At 59.7% G+C, this 14,632-nt stretch carries 25 protein-coding genes; 23 read left to right on the top strand and 2 right to left on the bottom strand.

Annotated features, from left to right (window positions below; all coding sequences use genetic code 11):
• Window positions 1-29 precede the first annotated feature (29 nt).
• The 23 genes from rplB to rplQ all read left to right on the top strand — a co-directional run bounded on the left by rplB (window position 30) and on the right by rplQ (window position 12,676).
• Window positions 30-866, top strand: a complete 837-nt coding sequence (gene rplB / locus XB14_RS10525; protein WP_043623402.1) for a 50S ribosomal protein L2 — start codon at window positions 30-32, stop codon at window positions 864-866.
• Between the two features lie 15 nt (window positions 867-881).
• Window positions 882-1,160 carry a 30S ribosomal protein S19 gene (gene rpsS / locus XB14_RS10520; RefSeq protein WP_018239488.1) on the top strand — a complete coding sequence of 93 codons (279 nt, stop codon included), beginning with the start codon at window positions 882-884 and terminating at the stop codon, window positions 1,158-1,160.
• Between the two features lie 2 nt (window positions 1,161-1,162).
• Complete coding sequence (gene rplV / locus XB14_RS10515; protein ID WP_077961504.1) at window positions 1,163-1,552, top strand: 50S ribosomal protein L22; 390 nt, start codon at window positions 1,163-1,165, stop codon at window positions 1,550-1,552.
• Entirely contained in the window at window positions 1,552-2,286 is a 735-nt protein-coding gene (gene rpsC / locus XB14_RS10510; RefSeq protein WP_034795537.1) for a 30S ribosomal protein S3, read from the top strand. The genes rplV and rpsC overlap by 1 nt, the downstream gene beginning before the upstream one ends.
• 38 nt (window positions 2,287-2,324) lie before the next feature.
• Window positions 2,325-2,738 (top strand): 50S ribosomal protein L16, encoded by a 414-nt coding sequence (rplP, locus tag XB14_RS10505; RefSeq protein WP_011975175.1) that lies wholly within the window; start codon window positions 2,325-2,327, stop codon window positions 2,736-2,738.
• 11 nt (window positions 2,739-2,749) lie between these two features.
• Window positions 2,750-2,950, top strand: coding sequence for a 50S ribosomal protein L29 (gene rpmC, locus XB14_RS10500; RefSeq protein ID WP_034795543.1), 201 nt, complete (start codon window positions 2,750-2,752; stop codon window positions 2,948-2,950).
• A 12-nt stretch (window positions 2,951-2,962) separates the two neighbouring features.
• Complete coding sequence (gene rpsQ / locus XB14_RS10495; protein WP_034795546.1) at window positions 2,963-3,199, top strand: 30S ribosomal protein S17; 237 nt, start codon at window positions 2,963-2,965, stop codon at window positions 3,197-3,199.
• 178 nt (window positions 3,200-3,377) lie between these two features.
• The gene (gene rplN, locus XB14_RS10490) at window positions 3,378-3,746 is read left to right on the top strand and encodes a 50S ribosomal protein L14 (protein ID WP_034795548.1); all 369 of its coding nucleotides are present in this window, start codon (window positions 3,378-3,380) and stop codon (window positions 3,744-3,746) included.
• Window positions 3,747-3,760: 14 nt separating this feature from the next.
• Entirely contained in the window at window positions 3,761-4,072 is a 312-nt protein-coding gene (gene rplX, locus XB14_RS10485) for a 50S ribosomal protein L24 (protein ID WP_025426674.1), read from the top strand.
• Complete coding sequence (gene rplE, locus XB14_RS10480; RefSeq protein ID WP_077961503.1) at window positions 4,065-4,622, top strand: 50S ribosomal protein L5; 558 nt, start codon at window positions 4,065-4,067, stop codon at window positions 4,620-4,622. The genes rplX and rplE overlap by 8 nt, the downstream gene beginning before the upstream one ends.
• A 34-nt stretch (window positions 4,623-4,656) precedes the next feature.
• Window positions 4,657-4,962 (top strand): 30S ribosomal protein S14, encoded by a 306-nt coding sequence (gene rpsN, locus XB14_RS10475; protein ID WP_034795562.1) that lies wholly within the window; start codon window positions 4,657-4,659, stop codon window positions 4,960-4,962.
• 12 nt (window positions 4,963-4,974) lie between these two features.
• Complete coding sequence (rpsH, locus tag XB14_RS10470; protein WP_025426677.1) at window positions 4,975-5,373, top strand: 30S ribosomal protein S8; 399 nt, start codon at window positions 4,975-4,977, stop codon at window positions 5,371-5,373.
• Between the two features lie 46 nt (window positions 5,374-5,419).
• Window positions 5,420-5,953 carry a 50S ribosomal protein L6 gene (gene rplF, locus XB14_RS10465; protein ID WP_034795564.1) on the top strand — a complete coding sequence of 178 codons (534 nt, stop codon included), beginning with the start codon at window positions 5,420-5,422 and terminating at the stop codon, window positions 5,951-5,953.
• Between the two features lie 12 nt (window positions 5,954-5,965).
• Window positions 5,966-6,328, top strand: a complete 363-nt coding sequence (gene rplR, locus XB14_RS10460; protein WP_034795567.1) for a 50S ribosomal protein L18 — start codon at window positions 5,966-5,968, stop codon at window positions 6,326-6,328.
• A gap of 128 nt (window positions 6,329-6,456) precedes the next feature.
• Window positions 6,457-7,026, top strand: a complete 570-nt coding sequence (gene rpsE, locus XB14_RS10455; protein ID WP_043623386.1) for a 30S ribosomal protein S5 — start codon at window positions 6,457-6,459, stop codon at window positions 7,024-7,026.
• Between the two features lie 12 nt (window positions 7,027-7,038).
• Complete coding sequence (gene rpmD / locus XB14_RS10450) at window positions 7,039-7,242, top strand: 50S ribosomal protein L30 (protein ID WP_077961502.1); 204 nt, start codon at window positions 7,039-7,041, stop codon at window positions 7,240-7,242.
• A gap of 13 nt (window positions 7,243-7,255) precedes the next feature.
• Complete coding sequence (rplO, locus tag XB14_RS10445) at window positions 7,256-7,726, top strand: 50S ribosomal protein L15 (protein WP_077961501.1); 471 nt, start codon at window positions 7,256-7,258, stop codon at window positions 7,724-7,726.
• 233 nt (window positions 7,727-7,959) lie between these two features.
• Window positions 7,960-9,300 (top strand): preprotein translocase subunit SecY, encoded by a 1,341-nt coding sequence (secY, locus tag XB14_RS10440; RefSeq protein ID WP_077961500.1) that lies wholly within the window; start codon window positions 7,960-7,962, stop codon window positions 9,298-9,300.
• On the top strand, window positions 9,297-9,875 hold the full coding sequence (locus XB14_RS10435; RefSeq protein WP_077961499.1) for an adenylate kinase: 579 nt from the start codon (window positions 9,297-9,299) through the stop codon (window positions 9,873-9,875). The genes secY and XB14_RS10435 overlap by 4 nt, the downstream gene beginning before the upstream one ends.
• A gap of 232 nt (window positions 9,876-10,107) precedes the next feature.
• Window positions 10,108-10,476 (top strand): 30S ribosomal protein S13, encoded by a 369-nt coding sequence (gene rpsM / locus XB14_RS10430; RefSeq protein WP_034795586.1) that lies wholly within the window; start codon window positions 10,108-10,110, stop codon window positions 10,474-10,476.
• 226 nt (window positions 10,477-10,702) lie between these two features.
• Window positions 10,703-11,092 (top strand): 30S ribosomal protein S11, encoded by a 390-nt coding sequence (rpsK, locus tag XB14_RS10425; protein WP_003536496.1) that lies wholly within the window; start codon window positions 10,703-10,705, stop codon window positions 11,090-11,092.
• 103 nt (window positions 11,093-11,195) lie between these two features.
• Window positions 11,196-12,206 carry a DNA-directed RNA polymerase subunit alpha gene (locus tag XB14_RS10420; RefSeq protein WP_034795592.1) on the top strand — a complete coding sequence of 337 codons (1,011 nt, stop codon included), beginning with the start codon at window positions 11,196-11,198 and terminating at the stop codon, window positions 12,204-12,206.
• 44 nt (window positions 12,207-12,250) lie between these two features.
• Window positions 12,251-12,676, top strand: coding sequence for a 50S ribosomal protein L17 (rplQ, locus tag XB14_RS10415; RefSeq protein ID WP_077961498.1), 426 nt, complete (start codon window positions 12,251-12,253; stop codon window positions 12,674-12,676).
• 161 nt (window positions 12,677-12,837) lie between these two features.
• On the opposite strand, the gene msrQ is transcribed toward rplQ, so the two are convergent.
• Window positions 12,838-13,491 carry a protein-methionine-sulfoxide reductase heme-binding subunit MsrQ gene (msrQ, locus tag XB14_RS10410; protein ID WP_077961497.1) on the bottom strand — a complete coding sequence of 218 codons (654 nt, stop codon included), beginning with the start codon at window positions 13,489-13,491 and terminating at the stop codon, window positions 12,838-12,840.
• 2 nt (window positions 13,492-13,493) lie between these two features.
• Window positions 13,494-14,435 carry a protein-methionine-sulfoxide reductase catalytic subunit MsrP gene (msrP, locus tag XB14_RS10405; protein ID WP_077961496.1) on the bottom strand — a complete coding sequence of 314 codons (942 nt, stop codon included), beginning with the start codon at window positions 14,433-14,435 and terminating at the stop codon, window positions 13,494-13,496.
• Window positions 14,436-14,632: the final 197 nt, after the last annotated feature.

Below are 14,632 nucleotides of genomic sequence, written 5' to 3'. Positions count from 1 at the left end.
AGGGTAAAAACCCAAAAGGGAACAAGAAAATGGCATTGAAAAATTTCAATCCGACGACCCCAAGCCAGCGTCAGCTGGTCATCGTTGACCGGTCCGGCCTCTACAAGGGCAAGCCGGTAAAGGCGCTGACCGAAGGCCTGTCCTCCAAGGGCGGTCGCAACAACCTCGGTCGCATCACCGTTCGCTTCCAGGGCGGCGGTCACAAGCGCACCTATCGTCTGGTGGACTTCAAGCGTCGCAAGTTCGACGTTGAAGGCACGGTCGAGCGTCTGGAATACGACCCGAACCGCACCGCGTTCATCGCGCTCGTCAACTACGCCGACGGCGAAAAGGCCTACATCCTCGCTCCGCAGCGCCTCGCTGCCGGCGACAAGGTCATCGCTTCCGAGAAGGCCGTTGACGTGAAGCCCGGCAACACGATGCCGCTGCAGTACATCCCGGTCGGCTCCATCATCCACAACGTGGAAATGAAGCCGGGCAAGGGCGGCCAGATGGCCCGCTCCGCCGGTACCTACGCACAGCTCGTCGGCCGCGACCAGGGCATGGCGATCCTTCGCCTGAACTCTGGCGAACAGCGCCTGGTACACGGTTCCTGCCTCGCCTCGATCGGCGCCGTATCGAACCCCGACCACGGCAACATCAATGATGGCAAGGCTGGTCGTTCGCGTTGGCGCGGCAAGAAGCCGCACGTTCGCGGCGTCGTCATGAACCCGGTTGACCACCCGCACGGCGGTGGTGAAGGCCGTACCTCGGGTGGTCGTCACCCGGTTACCCCGTGGGGCAAGCCCACGAAGGGTAAGCGTACGCGCTCGAACAAGTCGACCGACAAGTTCATCATGCGCTCGCGCCACCAGAAGAAGAAGTAAGAGAGGAAGTCTCGAATGACTCGTTCAGTATGGAAAGGTCCGTTCGTTGACGGTTATCTTCTCAAGAAGGCTGAGAAGGTCCGCGAAGGCGGTCGTAACGAAGTGATCAAGATTTGGAGCCGCCGCTCCACGATCCTTCCGCAGTTTGTCGGCCTTACCTTCGGCGTCTACAACGGCAGCAAGCACGTTCCGGTCAGCGTCAATGAAGACATGGTCGGTCACAAGTTTGGCGAATTCTCTCCGACCCGGACCTACTACGGTCACGGTGCGGACAAGAAGGCAAAGAGGAAGTAACAATGGGCAAGGCAAAAGCCGAACGCCGGCTGAAGGATAATGAGGCGCAGGCAGTTGCGCGCACGATCCGCGTCAGCCCCCAGAAGCTCAACCTGGTTGCCGCGATGATCCGCGGCAAGAAGGTCGATCGCGCTCTGGCCGATCTGCAATTCTCCCGCAAGCGCATCGCAGAGACGGTCAAGAAGACCCTTGAATCTGCCATCGCAAACGCAGAGAACAACCACGATCTCGACGTCGATTCGCTCGTCGTTGCAGAAGCTTACGTGGGCAAGTCGATTGTCATGAAGCGCTTCCACGCTCGTGGTCGCGGCCGTGCATCGCGTGTCGAAAAGCCGTTCTCGCACTTGACGATCGTCGTTCGTGAAGTGGAAGCCAAAGGGGAGGCCGCATAATGGGTCAGAAGATTAATCCAATCGGCTTCCGTCTCGGTATCAACCGGACCTGGGATAGCCGCTGGTTCGCGGACAACGCCGAATACGGCCAGCTTCTTCACGAAGACCTGAAGATCCGCGCTTACCTGATGGAAGAACTGAAGGCTGCCGGCATCGCCAAGGTGGTCATCGAGCGTCCGCACAAGAAGTGCCGCGTCACGATCCACTCGGCTCGCCCGGGTCTGATCATCGGCAAGAAGGGCGCTGACATCGAAAAGCTGCGCAAGAAGCTTTCCGAGATGACCAGCTCCGAAACGCACCTCAACATCGTTGAAGTGCGCAAGCCGGAAGTCGACGCGACCCTCGTCGCCCAGTCGATCGCCCAGCAGCTCGAGCGCCGCGTGGCTTTCCGCCGTGCGATGAAGCGCGCTGTTCAGTCGGCCATGCGTCTTGGCGCCGAAGGCATCAAGATCACCTGCGCCGGTCGCCTCGGTGGCGCCGAAATCGCTCGTACCGAATGGTACCGCGAAGGTCGCGTTCCGCTGCACACCCTGCGTGCGGACATCGACTACGGCACGGCTGAAGCGGAAACCGCTTTCGGTATCTGCGGCATCAAGGTCTGGATCTTCAAGGGCGAAATCCTTGAACACGATCCGATGGCTTCCGAGCGTCGCGCGATCGAAAGTGACAACCAGGGCCCGGCAGGCCGTGATCGCGACCGTGGCGATCGTGACCGCCGTCGTGAAAACGCGTAACATTCGCGTTTGGCAGCCAATATCGGAGAAGTAAAAAAATGTTGCAGCCAAAGCGTACGAAGTATCGCAAGCAGTTCAAGGGCCGCATCAAGGGCGTAGCCAAGGGCGGATCTGATCTCGCTTTCGGCGAATTCGGCCTTAAGGCTCAGGAACCCAACCGCGTGAATGCGCGCGAGATCGAAGCGGCCCGCCGCGCGATCACGCGTCACATGAAGCGCGCCGGCCGCGTCTGGATCCGCGTGTTCCCCGACGTTCCGGTCACCGCCAAGCCGACGGAAGTCCGCATGGGTAAGGGTAAGGGTTCGGTCGAATACTGGGCATGCAAGGTCAAGCCCGGCCGAATGATGTTTGAGATCGATGGTGTCAGCGAAGAACTTGCCCGTGAGGCACTTCGTCTTGGCGCTGCCAAGCTCTCTGTCAAGACGCGCTTCGTGCAGCGTATCGCAGAGTAAGGAGTGAACTCATGAAAGCCGTAGATGTTCGCGCCCTGAGCGCCGATCAACTCAACGAAGAGCTTGCCAAGCTGAAGAAGGAGCAGTTCAACCTGCGCTTCCAGAAGGCAACCGGCCAGCTCGAGAAGTCTTCGCGTATCAACGAGGTCCGCAAGGACATCGCACGCGTCAAAACCATTGCCCGCCAGAAGGCGGCAGAAGCCAAGGCCTAAGGACCAGAAAATATGCCGAAACGCATTCTGCAGGGCACTGTTGTCAGCGACAAGAACGACAAGACCGTCGTCGTACGGGTCGAGCGCCGCTTTGCGCACCCGATCCTCCAGAAGACCGTCCGTCGCTCGAAGAAGTACAAGGCGCACGACGAAAACAACCAGTACAAGGTTGGTGACGTCGTTTCCATCGAGGAATGCGCGCCGATCTCGAAGGATAAGCGCTGGACGGTAGTCGCCGCCCACGCTTGATTTCTGCAGGTTTTGCCCTGAAGACCCTTGCGTCTTGGGCAAATACCTGTATGAAGCACGCAATTAAAGCAGGAGGACGCTCGATTCCGGGCGTTCTTTTGCTTTGAGATGAGCACTATAAGCCGGGCGAGGGGGTTTCGACCCAACCGGCCTGGTAACAACAAGAAGGCGACCTGACATGATTCAGATGCAAACAAACCTCGACGTGGCGGATAATTCCGGCGCACGTCGTGTCATGTGCATCAAGGTGCTGGGCGGCTCCAAGCGCAAGTATGCGTCGGTCGGCGACATCATTGTCGTTTCGATCAAGGAAGCCATTCCGCGCGGCCGCGTAAAGAAGGGTGATGTCATGAAGGCTGTTGTCGTTCGCACTGCGAAGGACATCCGCCGTCCGGATGGCTCTGTCATCCGCTTTGACACCAACGCAGCCGTTCTTATCGATAACAAGAAAGAGCCGATCGGCACCCGTATCTTCGGACCGGTTCCGCGCGAACTTCGCGCCAAGAACCACATGAAGATCATCTCGCTGGCTCCAGAAGTACTTTAAGGGAGCGTTGAGAGATGCAAAAGATTCGCAAAGGCGACAAAGTCGTCGTTCTCACCGGTAAGGACAAGGGTCGTACCGGCGAAGTCGTCCAGGTCATGCCGAAGGAAGACCGGGCTGTTGTGCGTGGCGTCAACATGGTGAAGCGTCACCAGCGCCAGACCCAGAGCCAGGAAGCCGGCATCATCAACAAGGAAGCCTCGATCCATCTTTCGAACATCGCGATTGCCGATCCGAAGGACGGCAAGCCGACCCGCGTCGGCTTCAAGATCGACGGTGACAAGAAGGTCCGCGTGGCCAAGCGTTCGGGAGTAGTGATCGATGGCTAAGTCCGCTTATGAGCCCCGGCTCAAGAAGGAATATGTCGAGCGTATTCGTGCGGCGATGCAGGAGAAGTTCTCCTACGCCAACGAGATGCAGATCCCGCGCCTCGACAAGATCGTGATCAACATGGGTGTTGGCGAATCGACGGGCGACAGCAAGAAGCCGTCCGTTGCCGCTGCCGACCTCGCTGCGATTGCTGGCCAGAAGCCGGTAATCACCCGCGCTCGCAACTCCATCGCAGGCTTCAAGCTTCGCGAAGGCATGCCGATTGGTGCCAAGGTTACCCTGCGCGGCGTTCGGATGTTTGAGTTCCTCGATCGTCTCGTGAACATCGCTCTTCCGCGCGTTCGCGACTTCCGTGGCCTCAACCCGAAGTCCTTTGACGGACGTGGCAACTTCGCCATGGGCGTCAAGGAACACATTGTGTTCCCTGAGATCAACTACGACAAGGTTGATCAGATGTGGGGCATGGACATCATCGTTTGCACGACGGCTACCAACGACGACGAAGCTCGCGCTCTGCTCACAGAGTTCAACTTCCCGTTCCGTCAGTAATCCGTAACGACAAGCGTAAAGAAGGATAACTGTAATGGCGAAAACGAGCGCAGTTGAAAAGAACAAGCGCCGCCGCAAACTGGTTGCCTCGCAGGCTGCAAAGCGTGCCGCTCTGAAGGCGACCATCATGAACCAGTCTCTGCCGATTGAAGAGCGGTTCAAGGCAACCATCAAGCTGGCAGGCCTGCCGCGCGATGGATCCAAGACCCGCATCCGCAACCGTTGCGAAGTTACCGGCCGTCCGCGCGCCTTCTATCGTAAACTTCGTATGTCGCGTATTGCGCTTCGCGAACTGGGCAATCTCGGCAAGGTGCCGGGCATCGTCAAGTCGAGCTGGTAAGGAGACGGGCACATGGCAATGACTGATCCGCTGGGCGATATGCTCACCCGTATCCGTAACGGTGCGGCTCGCCGCAAGTCGAGCGTTTCCACGCCGGCTTCGAAGCTCCGCGCACGTGTTCTGGATGTTCTTCAGGCTGAAGGCTACATCCGTGGATACTCTGAAGTCGTATTCGGCAACGGCAAGGCCGAGCTGAACATCGAGCTGAAGTACTACGAAGGCGCTTCCGTGATCCGTGAGATCGGACGCGTCTCCAAGCCGGGCCGCCGAGTTTATGTCTCGGTTAAGTCCATTCCGCAGGTCGCGAACGGCCTCGGCATCACCATCCTTTCGACCCCGAAGGGTGTGATGGCCGATCATCAGGCACGCGAACAGAATGTTGGTGGCGAGATCCTTTGCTCCGTCTTCTAATCGAAGACGGTAGCAAGTTCTCCATAGCGAACAGACAGGTATAAAAATGTCTCGTATCGGTAAAAAGCCCGTTCAGGTTCCGGCAGGCGTCACGGCAAGCGTTGATGGCCAGAAGGTAACGGCGAAGGGCCCGAAGGGCGAACTGTTCTTTGTTGCAAACGACGAAGTATCGGTAAAGCTCGAAGAAAATGCGGTTGTTGTACAGCCGCTCAGCCAGAGCAAGGATGCTCGTTCGAAGTGGGGCATGTCCCGCACGATGATCGAGAACATCTTCAAGGGCGTCAAGGACGGTTACGAGCGCAAGCTCGAAATCAACGGCGTTGGTTATCGTGCGTCGCTGCAGGGCAAGAACCTGCAGCTGGCGCTCGGCTTCAGCCACGACGTCGTCTACCAGACGCCGGAAGGCATCACTATTGCTGTTCCGAAGCCGACCGAAATCATCGTGTCCGGCATCAACAAGCAGCAGGTCGGCCAGGTTGCCGCGGAAATCCGCGAATACCGCGGCCCCGAGCCCTACAAGGGCAAGGGCGTCAAGTATGCCGAAGAGCGGATTGTCCGCAAAGAAGGCAAGAAGAAGTAAGGAACACGCGAAATGGCTAGCAGGAAAGATACTCTTGTGCGTCGCGCCAACCGCGTGCGCCGTCAAATCAAGGCGGTCGCCAATGGCCGTCCGCGCCTGTCGGTTCATCGCTCGTCGAAGAACATCTACGTACAGGTTATCGATGACGTTGCCGGCAAGACGCTTGCGTCTGCCTCCACGCTCGATACCGATCTGCGTTCGTCGTTGAAGACGGGCGCTGACACGGCAGCTGCGGCTGCCGTCGGCAAGCTCATCGCTGAGCGTGCCGCAAAGGCTGGCGTCAAGGACGTTGTCTTTGATCGTGGCGCCTTCATCTATCACGGCCGCATCAAGGCTTTGGCCGATGCCGCCCGTGAAGGTGGTCTGAACTTCTGATCGGTCGCCAGGCGGGCTTTGCGCCCGCCTGGCACTCTCATAGGTTTCCGGTCGCATCCGATCCATCGGACGGGGGCGACTTTTGTCAATCTGCCGATTGCACCCGGAAAAGAAAAAGGAAAAGGACAATGGCACAGGAAAGAAAGGGTTCTCGCGAAGATCGCCAGAACCGCGAAGAGCGCGACAGCGAATTCGTCGATAAGCTCGTAGCAATCAACCGCGTCGCCAAGGTGGTGAAGGGCGGTCGTCGTTTCGGTTTCGCCGCTCTCGTCGTCGTTGGCGACCAGAAGGGCCGCGTCGGCTTCGGTCATGGCAAGGCACGCGAAGTGCCGGAAGCCATCCGCAAGGCGACTGAAGCTGCCAAGCGCGACCTCATTTTCGTCCCGCTGCGTGGTGGTCGTACCCTGCATCACGACGTCCATGGCCGTCACGGCGCCGGCAAGGTGCTGCTGCGCTCGGCCAAGGCCGGTACCGGTATCATCGCCGGTGGCCCGATGCGCGCCGTCTTCGAAACGCTCGGCGTTCATGACGTCGTTGCCAAGTCGACCGGTTCGTCGAACCCCTACAACATGGTTCGCGCAACCTTCGACGCCCTCAAGAACCAGATGCACCCGAAGGACATCGCAGCTCAGCGCGGCATGAAGTACGCCACGCTCCAGGCTCGCCGTGCCGCCTCCGGCGCTGCTTCCGAAGAATAAGGGAGCTGACAGATGGCTAAGAAAGAAGTTGCAAAGAAGACGGTTACCGTCGAGCAGATCGGTAGCCCCATTCGCCGCCCGGCCTCGCAGCGTCAGACGCTCATCGGCCTGGGCCTCAACAAGATGCACCGGGTTCGCACGCTGGAAGACACCCCGTCTGTCCGCGGCATGATCCGGACCGTCCAGCACCTCGTTCGCGTCGTCGACGAGAAGTGAGGGGGATAAGCTCATGAAACTGAATGAAATCAAGGACAACGAAGGCTCGACCCACAGCCGTAAGCGTCTTGGCCGTGGTATCGGCTCGGGCTCCGGCAAGACCGCCGGTCGCGGTGTGAAGGGTCAGAAGGCCCGTTCGGGCGTCGCCATCAACGGCTTCGAAGGCGGCCAGATGCCGATCTACCGTCGTCTGCCGAAGCGCGGCTTCAACAACATCTTCGCTTCGCAGTTTGTTGTCGTGTCGCTCGGCCGTATCCAGACGGCAATCGACGCCAAGAAGCTCGACGCTTCCAAGACCGTTGACGCAGCTGCCCTCAAGGCTGCCGGCGTTATCCGTCGCGAAAAGGACGGCGTCCGCGTTCTGGCCGACGGCGAACTGAAGGCGAAGGTTTCGCTCGAAGTTGCCGGTGCCTCCAAGTCGGCGATCGAGAAGATCGAAAAGGCTGGCGGCTCGATCAAGCTGCTCGCAGCGGCTGCTGAATAATATTATTGATGAACCGCCCGGGGTGCTTCACTCCGGGCGGTTTTGCTCCCATATGTGAGCCTCACGTCCGCAAGCGCGAATCGCTCGCCGCGGCGGACATAGCGGAAACCACGGTGAGGCATCCGATTGCAGTCACAATCGCCTCGCGTCCGGTTTTCAAGACGAAAAGTTAGTCCTTCCGGAACGGACCGGGTGTTCCCGCTGATTCCGAGATTTGGTACGCGGAGAATTGCATGGCTTCTGCAGCGGAACAGCTCGCCTCGAACCTGAATTTCTCGACTTTCGCCAAGGCGGAAGATCTGAAGAAACGTCTTTGGTTCACGCTTGGTGCGCTTCTGGTTTACCGTCTTGGCACCTATATCCCGCTGCCCGGTCTTAACCCGGAAGCGTTTGCCCAGGCATTCCGCGGCCAGAGCGGCGGCATCCTCGGCCTCTTCAACATGTTTTCGGGCGGTGCGGTTGAGCGCATGGCGATCTTCGCGCTCGGCATTATGCCCTATATCTCTGCCTCGATCATCGTTCAGCTCATGACGTCAGTCGTTCCGGCGCTGGAACAGCTGAAGAAGGAAGGCGAGCAGGGCCGCAAGATCATCAACCAGTATACCCGCTACGGCACGGTGCTTCTCGGCACGGCGCAGGCTTATGCCATCGCCGTCGGCCTCGAGAGCGGCAGCGGCCTTGTGAACGATCCAGGTTGGTTTTTCCGTATTTCCACGGTCATCTCGCTGCTCGGCGGCACGATGTTCCTGATGTGGCTCGGCGAACAGATCACCTCGCGCGGTATCGGCAACGGCATCTCGCTGATCATTTTCGCCGGCATCGTCGCGCATCTGCCGACGGCTCTTGCAGGCACGCTCGAACTCGGCCGCACCGGCGCTCTGTCCACCCCGCTGATCCTCGCGATCATCGTCATGGTCGTCGGCGTCATCGCGCTTATCGTTTTCGTCGAGCGTGCGCAGCGGCGGCTTCTGATCCAGTATCCGAAGCGCCAGGTCGGCAACCGCATGTTCCAGGGCGACACCTCGCACCTGCCGCTGAAGCTCAACACCTCGGGCGTCATCCCGGCGATCTTCGCCTCGTCGCTCCTGCTGCTGCCGGCAACGCTTGCTGGTTTCGCCAACACGGCGACGCTGCCGGGGTGGGCGACCACCATTGTTGGCGCGCTTGCGCACGGCCAGCCGCTCTACATGGTGCTCTACGGTGCGATGATCGCGTTCTTCGCCTTCTTCTACACTGCGATCGTCTTCAATCCGAAGGACACGGCCGACAATCTGAAGAAGCATGGCGGCTTCATTCCGGGCATTCGTCCGGGCGAGCGCACCGCGGAATACATCGATTACGTCCTGACGCGCATCACCGTGATCGGCGCGGCCTACCTGATCTTCGTCTGCATTTTGCCGGAAGTTCTGATTTCTCAGACCGGCGTGCCGTTCTACCTTGGTGGTACGTCGCTTTTGATTGTTGTCAGCGTCACCCTTGATACGGTAGCACAGATCCAGGGCCACCTCATCGCACAGCAATATGAGGGGCTGATCAAGAAGTCGAAGCTGCGCGGAGGAAAGAGGGGACGATGAGACTGATTTTTTTGGGACCGCCGGGCGCTGGCAAGGGGACACAGGCCAAGCTTCTGACGGAGAGATACGGCATTCCGCAGCTTTCCACAGGAGATATGCTGCGGGCGGCCGTCGCCCAGGCGACCGAGGTCGGCAAGCGTGCCAAGGCGGTCATGGATGCCGGTCAGCTGGTATCCGATGAGATCGTCAACGAAATCGTGTCGGATCGCATCGATCAGGCGGACTGTGCAAAGGGTTTCATCCTCGATGGGTATCCGCGCACCGTTCCGCAGGCGATCGCGCTCGGCAAGATGCTGGACGGCAAGGGCTTGAAGCTCGACGCCGTGATCGAGCTCAAGGTCGACGAAGCAGCCCTTGTAAAGCGGATGGAGAATCGCGTAGCGGAAACCATCGCAGCCGGTGGCACCGTCCGCTCGGACGACAATCCGGAGGCTTTCAAGCGCCGGCTGACCGAGTACCGTGAAAAGACGGCGCCGCTGTCTGAGCACTACGCCGGAACGGGGCAGCTCAGAACGGTTGATGGCATGGCGGAAGTGAACACCGTCACTGCCGAGATCGAGAAGATTCTGGCTTAGACACTGGTCTTTGCCGAAAAGGAACCACCGGGGAGTTGACTTTTCCGGCCGATTCCGCCAAAGACAGCGCCAACTCGCGACATGAGAGCGATCGGCGCGGTCTTCAAAGAAAATGAAGTCCGGGTACGGTCGTTTTTGACGTGTCTCGAACCTCAATCAACGTGCGGCTCTTCGAGGTCGCGTAACGAAGCACCTATTGCCGGATGGCAACTGGAACGCAAGGAGAATAGACGTGGCACGTATCGCTGGCGTCAACATCCCGACGGCGAAGCGCGTAGTTATCGCGCTGACCTACATTCACGGGATCGGCCCGAAATTCGCACAGGAAATCATCGAGAAGGTCGGTATCCCGGCTGATCGTCGCGTGCATCAGCTGACGGACGCTGAAGTCCTGCAGATCCGCGAAACGATCGACCGCGACTACCAGGTCGAAGGTGACCTGCGTCGCGAGACCTCGATGAACATCAAGCGCCTGATGGACCTCGGCTGCTACCGTGGCCTGCGTCACCGTCGCGGCCTGCCGGTTCGCGGTCAGCGCACCCACACCAACGCCCGCACCCGCAAGGGTCCGGCGAAGGCGATTGCCGGTAAGAAGAAGTAATTTCCCGAAGAGGGAGATTGGGAGGCTGGTGTCAAACACCGGCCTCCTTTTGCAGTTTGGAAGGGCGTTCGCCCGACCTTTGTTCGGCCGGTCCGGTCGGATGGCAAGTTCGCAGCACGGGGTTCCGTTCTGCGAGAAATGAAGATGCAGGGCAGGGGACGTCAAATCCTTTTCCCGGTGGAGCCGCTGGAATTACGGCGGTGCAGAGATCTAAGAAAGGGATCCTATGGCCAAGGAAGCCACCCGCGTTCGCCGTCGCGAACGCAAGAACATCACGTCTGGCGTTGCACACGTCAATTCGTCGTTCAACAACACCATGATCACCATCACCGACGCACAGGGCAACGCCATTGCCTGGTCGTCTGCCGGTGCCAAGGGTTTCAAGGGTTCGCGTAAGTCGACCCCGTTTGCCGCACAGATCGCCGCTGAAGACTGCGCCAAGAAGGCCCAGGAACACGGCATGAAGTCGCTGGAAGTCGAAGTTTGCGGTCCGGGTTCCGGCCGTGAATCCGCTCTTCGCGCGCTGCAGGCTGCGGGCTTCATGATCACCTCGATCCGCGATGTGACCCCGATCCCGCACAACGGTTGCCGTCCGCGCAAGAAGCGCCGCGTCTGATCATTTGCATTCAACATGCCGGTGAGGGGGCGTCCGCTCTCTCCCGGTCTTCGGGGCTCGGTTGTCACGATTGGATGGTGGCAACGAACGGAAGGCAGAAAACATGATCCAGAAGAATTGGCAGGAACTGATCAAGCCGAACAAGGTGGAGTTCGTCTCCTCCGGCCGCACCAAGGCAACGCTGGTTGCGGAACCGCTTGAGCGCGGCTTTGGTCTGACCCTCGGCAACGCGCTCCGCCGCGTTCTCTTGTCGTCGCTGCGCGGTGCTGCTGTCACCGCAGTGCAGATCGACGGCGTCCTGCACGAGTTCTCCTCTATCCCGGGCGTCCGGGAAGACGTGACGGACATCGTGCTCAACATCAAGGAAATCGCCATCAAGATGGATGGCGACGACGCAAAGCGCATGGTCGTGCGCAAGCAGGGTCCGGGCGTTGTTACCGCCGGTGACATCCAGACGGTTGGCGATATCGAAATCCTCAACCCGAACCATGTGATCTGCACCCTCGACGAGGGCGCTGAGATCCGCATGGAGTTCACCGTCAACAACGGCAAGGGCTACGTGCCGGCTGATCGCAACCGTTCGGAAGATGCTCCGATCGGCCTGATCCCGGTCGACAGCCTGTACTCGCCGGTCAAGAAAGTGTCCTACAAGGTGGAAAACACCCGTGAAGGCCAGGTTCTTGACTACGACAAGCTGACGATGTCCATCGAGACGGACGGTTCCGTCACCGGTGAAGATGCGATCGCATTTGCGGCCCGCATCCTTCAGGACCAGCTGTCGGTCTTCGTCAACTTCGACGAACCGCAGAAGGAAGCAGAGGAAGAGGCAGTTACCGAACTCGCCTTCAATCCGGCGCTTCTCAAGAAGGTCGACGAACTGGAACTTTCGGTCCGTTCGGCCAACTGCCTGAAGAACGACAACATCGTCTACATCGGCGACCTCATTCAGAAGACCGAAGCAGAAATGCTCCGCACGCCGAATTTTGGTCGCAAGTCGCTGAACGAAATCAAGGAAGTTCTCGCTTCCATGGGCCTGCACCTCGGCATGGAAGTGCCGTCCTGGCCGCCTGAGAACATCGAAGATCTCGCCAAGCGTTACGAAGACCAATACTAACCATTAGACTGCGGGCGAATGCCTGCAAGTGAAGGAGAATAGCCATGCGCCACGGTAAAGCCGGCCGCAAGCTGAATAGAACCGCCAGCCACCGCAAGGCGATGTTTGCCAACATGGCAGCCTCGCTGATCCAGCACGAGCAGATCGTTACGACGCTGCCGAAGGCCAAGGAAATCCGCCCGATCGTCGAGAAGCTCGTCACGCTCGGCAAGCGCGGTGACCTGCACGCTCGCCGCCAGGCGATCTCGCAGATCCGCGACGCCGCTGTCGTTGCCAAGCTGTTCGACACGATCGCATCGCGTTACGCCACCCGCAACGGCGGCTACCTGCGCATCATGAAGGCCGGCTTCCGCCACGGCGACAACGCCGCTCTCGCCGTCATCGAATTCGTTGACCGCGACGTCGACGCCAAGGGCGCTGCTGACCGCGCTCGCGTTGCCGCTGAAGCCGAAGCTGCTGAAGCAGCCTAAGCCGATCGAAGGCATTGAAATCAAAGCGGCCGGGTGTTCGTCACCCGGCCGCTTTTTCTTTGGGCCTATCGTTCAGACGTGCGTTTGATGGCGCGTTCGTCAGTCCGCGGTTTCGTCGAAATGCCGTGGATGGTCGATATTCAGATAGGGCGATGAACGCCTCAGGCTCTTCCGGCGGCCGTCCTTGCCGGCGCGTTGGCCTCCTGCCGCTTGCGCCGTAGATACGGCTTGCGCACCAGTCGCCAGGAAAGCAGCACGGCGACCAGGCCGAGATAGAGCATCTGCTCTGGCCCGACCACCTTGACCGCCATGGCGAAATGCAACGCGCCGGCGGCGGCGATCACATAGGCAAGCCGGTGCAGCGTGTTCCACCGCGCGCCAAGCCTGCGGATCGACCAGTTGTTGGAGGTCAGTGCCAGCGGGATCAGCATGGCCAAGGCCGCCATGCCGATCGTGATGAACGGGCGACGGGCGATGTCGGCGAAGATTGCCGGGACGTTCAGCCGCTGATCAAGCAGCATGTAAGCCAGGAAGTGCATCAGCACGTAATAGAAGGCGAGCAGACCCAGCGCCCGGCGGTAGCGTAGCCAGTTGATACCGAAGAGATCGCGGATCGGCGAGATTGCCAGCGTCGCCACGAGGAAACGCAATGCCCAGAGGCCGAGCAGGTGTTCGAACTCCTTGACCGGATTTCCGGGCAGGCGCCCTGTGGCGCCGAGATAGAAGGCGTAGGCGGCGGGCAGCAGGCCGAGGCCATAGAGCCCCCAGACCGAGGCCGAATGATAGCGTTTCGGAAGCGAGGGCAGGCGGGGCATGATCAGTAGTTCGCTCTCAGATCCATGCCGGCATAGAGGCTTGCCACCTCGTCGGCATAGCCGTTGAAGGGCAGGGTGTCGCGCCGGTTGGAACCGAAGAAGCCGCCACCGCCGATGCGGTTTTCCGTTGCCTGGCTCCAGCGCGGGTGATCGACCGCCGGATTGACGTTGGCAAAGAAGCCGTACTCGTTGGGGGCCGAGAGGTTCCAGGTCGAGGGCGGCTGTGTTTCCGTCAGCGAAATCCGCACGATCGATTTGATTCCCTTGAAACCGTATTTCCAGGGGGTGACCAGCCGAACAGGAGCGCCGTTCTGGCTGGGAAGCGTCTTGCCGTAGACGCCGACGGACAGGAGCGTCAGCGGGTGACGGGCCTCGTCGAGCCTCAACCCCTCGCGATAGGGCCAGGGCAGCGGCTGGAAGAAGCCGGATTGTCCCGGCATTTCGGACGGGCGCACCACGGTTTCGAACGAGACATATTTGGCGCTGCCAAGCGGCTCGACCTTGTCGAGGAGGGCCGAGAGCTGAAATCCGGTCCAGGGAATGACCATCGACCAGGCCTCGACGCAGCGCATGCGATAGACGCGCTCCTCGATCGGGAACGCCAGCAGCTCCTCGAGCCCGAATTCCTTCGGCTTGCCGACGAGGCCATCGACCTTCACCGTCCAGGGCGTCGGTTTGAAGCTGCCCGAATTGGCAGCGGGATCGCCTTTGCCGGTCCCGAACTCATAGAAATTGTTGTAGCTCGTGACATCGGCCTCAGGCGTCATGTCTTCGTCGACGGTGTATTTGCTCTTGGAGGCGCTGAGGGTGGCCGCTAGCCCCGTGCCACTGCCCGCAAGCAGCGCGCCGCCGGCAGCAGCCCCGAGGAAGGTGCGGCGGTTGAGGAAGATGGCCTCCGGAGTGATTTCGGAGGAAACGATTCGCGGCAGGCGGTAAGATGGCATGGTTTTTTCCGAAGCGATTTATGAGCTTTGTCTTTTATGAACTCACCAGACTTTCGATCACCGTGAAAGGGGTTTGAAACCACGTTTTCGTGCATAGCGCGTGAAGCGGACGCCTTTGCGTATCTTGCGCCAACATTTGCCTTTTTTCCCACGAAATCCTATCTGAACGTAGCCGCGACGAATAGGAGAATGCATTA

Origin of the sequence: Ensifer adhaerens (assembly GCF_002007205.1) — a bacterium.
Classification (GTDB): domain Bacteria; phylum Pseudomonadota; class Alphaproteobacteria; order Rhizobiales; family Rhizobiaceae; genus Ensifer; species Ensifer adhaerens_D.
Note: the sequence above shows the minus strand (reverse complement) of the source record. Positions and strands in the feature narration are given on the sequence as shown.

What these genes read in the sequence shown, in the direction of transcription:
- XB14_RS10435 (WP_077961499.1), top strand. Translation starts at nt 9,297, where the DNA reads ATGAGACTGATTTTTTTGGGACCGCCGGGCGCTGGCAAGGGGACACAG.
- rplR (WP_034795567.1), top strand. Translation starts at nt 5,966, where the DNA reads ATGGCTAGCAGGAAAGATACTCTTGTGCGTCGCGCCAACCGCGTGCGC.
- rpsH (WP_025426677.1), top strand. Translation starts at nt 4,975, where the DNA reads ATGGCAATGACTGATCCGCTGGGCGATATGCTCACCCGTATCCGTAAC.
- secY (WP_077961500.1), top strand. Translation starts at nt 7,960, where the DNA reads ATGGCTTCTGCAGCGGAACAGCTCGCCTCGAACCTGAATTTCTCGACT.
- rplN (WP_034795548.1), top strand. Translation starts at nt 3,378, where the DNA reads ATGATTCAGATGCAAACAAACCTCGACGTGGCGGATAATTCCGGCGCA.
- rpsC (WP_034795537.1), top strand. Translation starts at nt 1,552, where the DNA reads ATGGGTCAGAAGATTAATCCAATCGGCTTCCGTCTCGGTATCAACCGG.
- rplP (WP_011975175.1), top strand. Translation starts at nt 2,325, where the DNA reads ATGTTGCAGCCAAAGCGTACGAAGTATCGCAAGCAGTTCAAGGGCCGC.
- rpmD (WP_077961502.1), top strand. Translation starts at nt 7,039, where the DNA reads ATGGCTAAGAAAGAAGTTGCAAAGAAGACGGTTACCGTCGAGCAGATC.
- rplV (WP_077961504.1), top strand. Translation starts at nt 1,163, where the DNA reads ATGGGCAAGGCAAAAGCCGAACGCCGGCTGAAGGATAATGAGGCGCAG.
- rpsE (WP_043623386.1), top strand. Translation starts at nt 6,457, where the DNA reads ATGGCACAGGAAAGAAAGGGTTCTCGCGAAGATCGCCAGAACCGCGAA.
- rpsQ (WP_034795546.1), top strand. Translation starts at nt 2,963, where the DNA reads ATGCCGAAACGCATTCTGCAGGGCACTGTTGTCAGCGACAAGAACGAC.
- rplE (WP_077961503.1), top strand. Translation starts at nt 4,065, where the DNA reads ATGGCTAAGTCCGCTTATGAGCCCCGGCTCAAGAAGGAATATGTCGAG.
- msrP (WP_077961496.1), bottom strand. Translation starts at nt 14,435, where the DNA reads ATGCCATCTTACCGCCTGCCGCGAATCGTTTCCTCCGAAATCACTCCG.
- rplF (WP_034795564.1), top strand. Translation starts at nt 5,420, where the DNA reads ATGTCTCGTATCGGTAAAAAGCCCGTTCAGGTTCCGGCAGGCGTCACG.
- rpmC (WP_034795543.1), top strand. Translation starts at nt 2,750, where the DNA reads ATGAAAGCCGTAGATGTTCGCGCCCTGAGCGCCGATCAACTCAACGAA.
- rpsK (WP_003536496.1), top strand. Translation starts at nt 10,703, where the DNA reads ATGGCCAAGGAAGCCACCCGCGTTCGCCGTCGCGAACGCAAGAACATC.
- rpsS (WP_018239488.1), top strand. Translation starts at nt 882, where the DNA reads ATGACTCGTTCAGTATGGAAAGGTCCGTTCGTTGACGGTTATCTTCTC.
- XB14_RS10420 (WP_034795592.1), top strand. Translation starts at nt 11,196, where the DNA reads ATGATCCAGAAGAATTGGCAGGAACTGATCAAGCCGAACAAGGTGGAG.
- rplX (WP_025426674.1), top strand. Translation starts at nt 3,761, where the DNA reads ATGCAAAAGATTCGCAAAGGCGACAAAGTCGTCGTTCTCACCGGTAAG.
- msrQ (WP_077961497.1), bottom strand. Translation starts at nt 13,491, where the DNA reads ATGCCCCGCCTGCCCTCGCTTCCGAAACGCTATCATTCGGCCTCGGTC.
- rplO (WP_077961501.1), top strand. Translation starts at nt 7,256, where the DNA reads ATGAAACTGAATGAAATCAAGGACAACGAAGGCTCGACCCACAGCCGT.
- rpsN (WP_034795562.1), top strand. Translation starts at nt 4,657, where the DNA reads ATGGCGAAAACGAGCGCAGTTGAAAAGAACAAGCGCCGCCGCAAACTG.
- rplQ (WP_077961498.1), top strand. Translation starts at nt 12,251, where the DNA reads ATGCGCCACGGTAAAGCCGGCCGCAAGCTGAATAGAACCGCCAGCCAC.
- rplB (WP_043623402.1), top strand. Translation starts at nt 30, where the DNA reads ATGGCATTGAAAAATTTCAATCCGACGACCCCAAGCCAGCGTCAGCTG.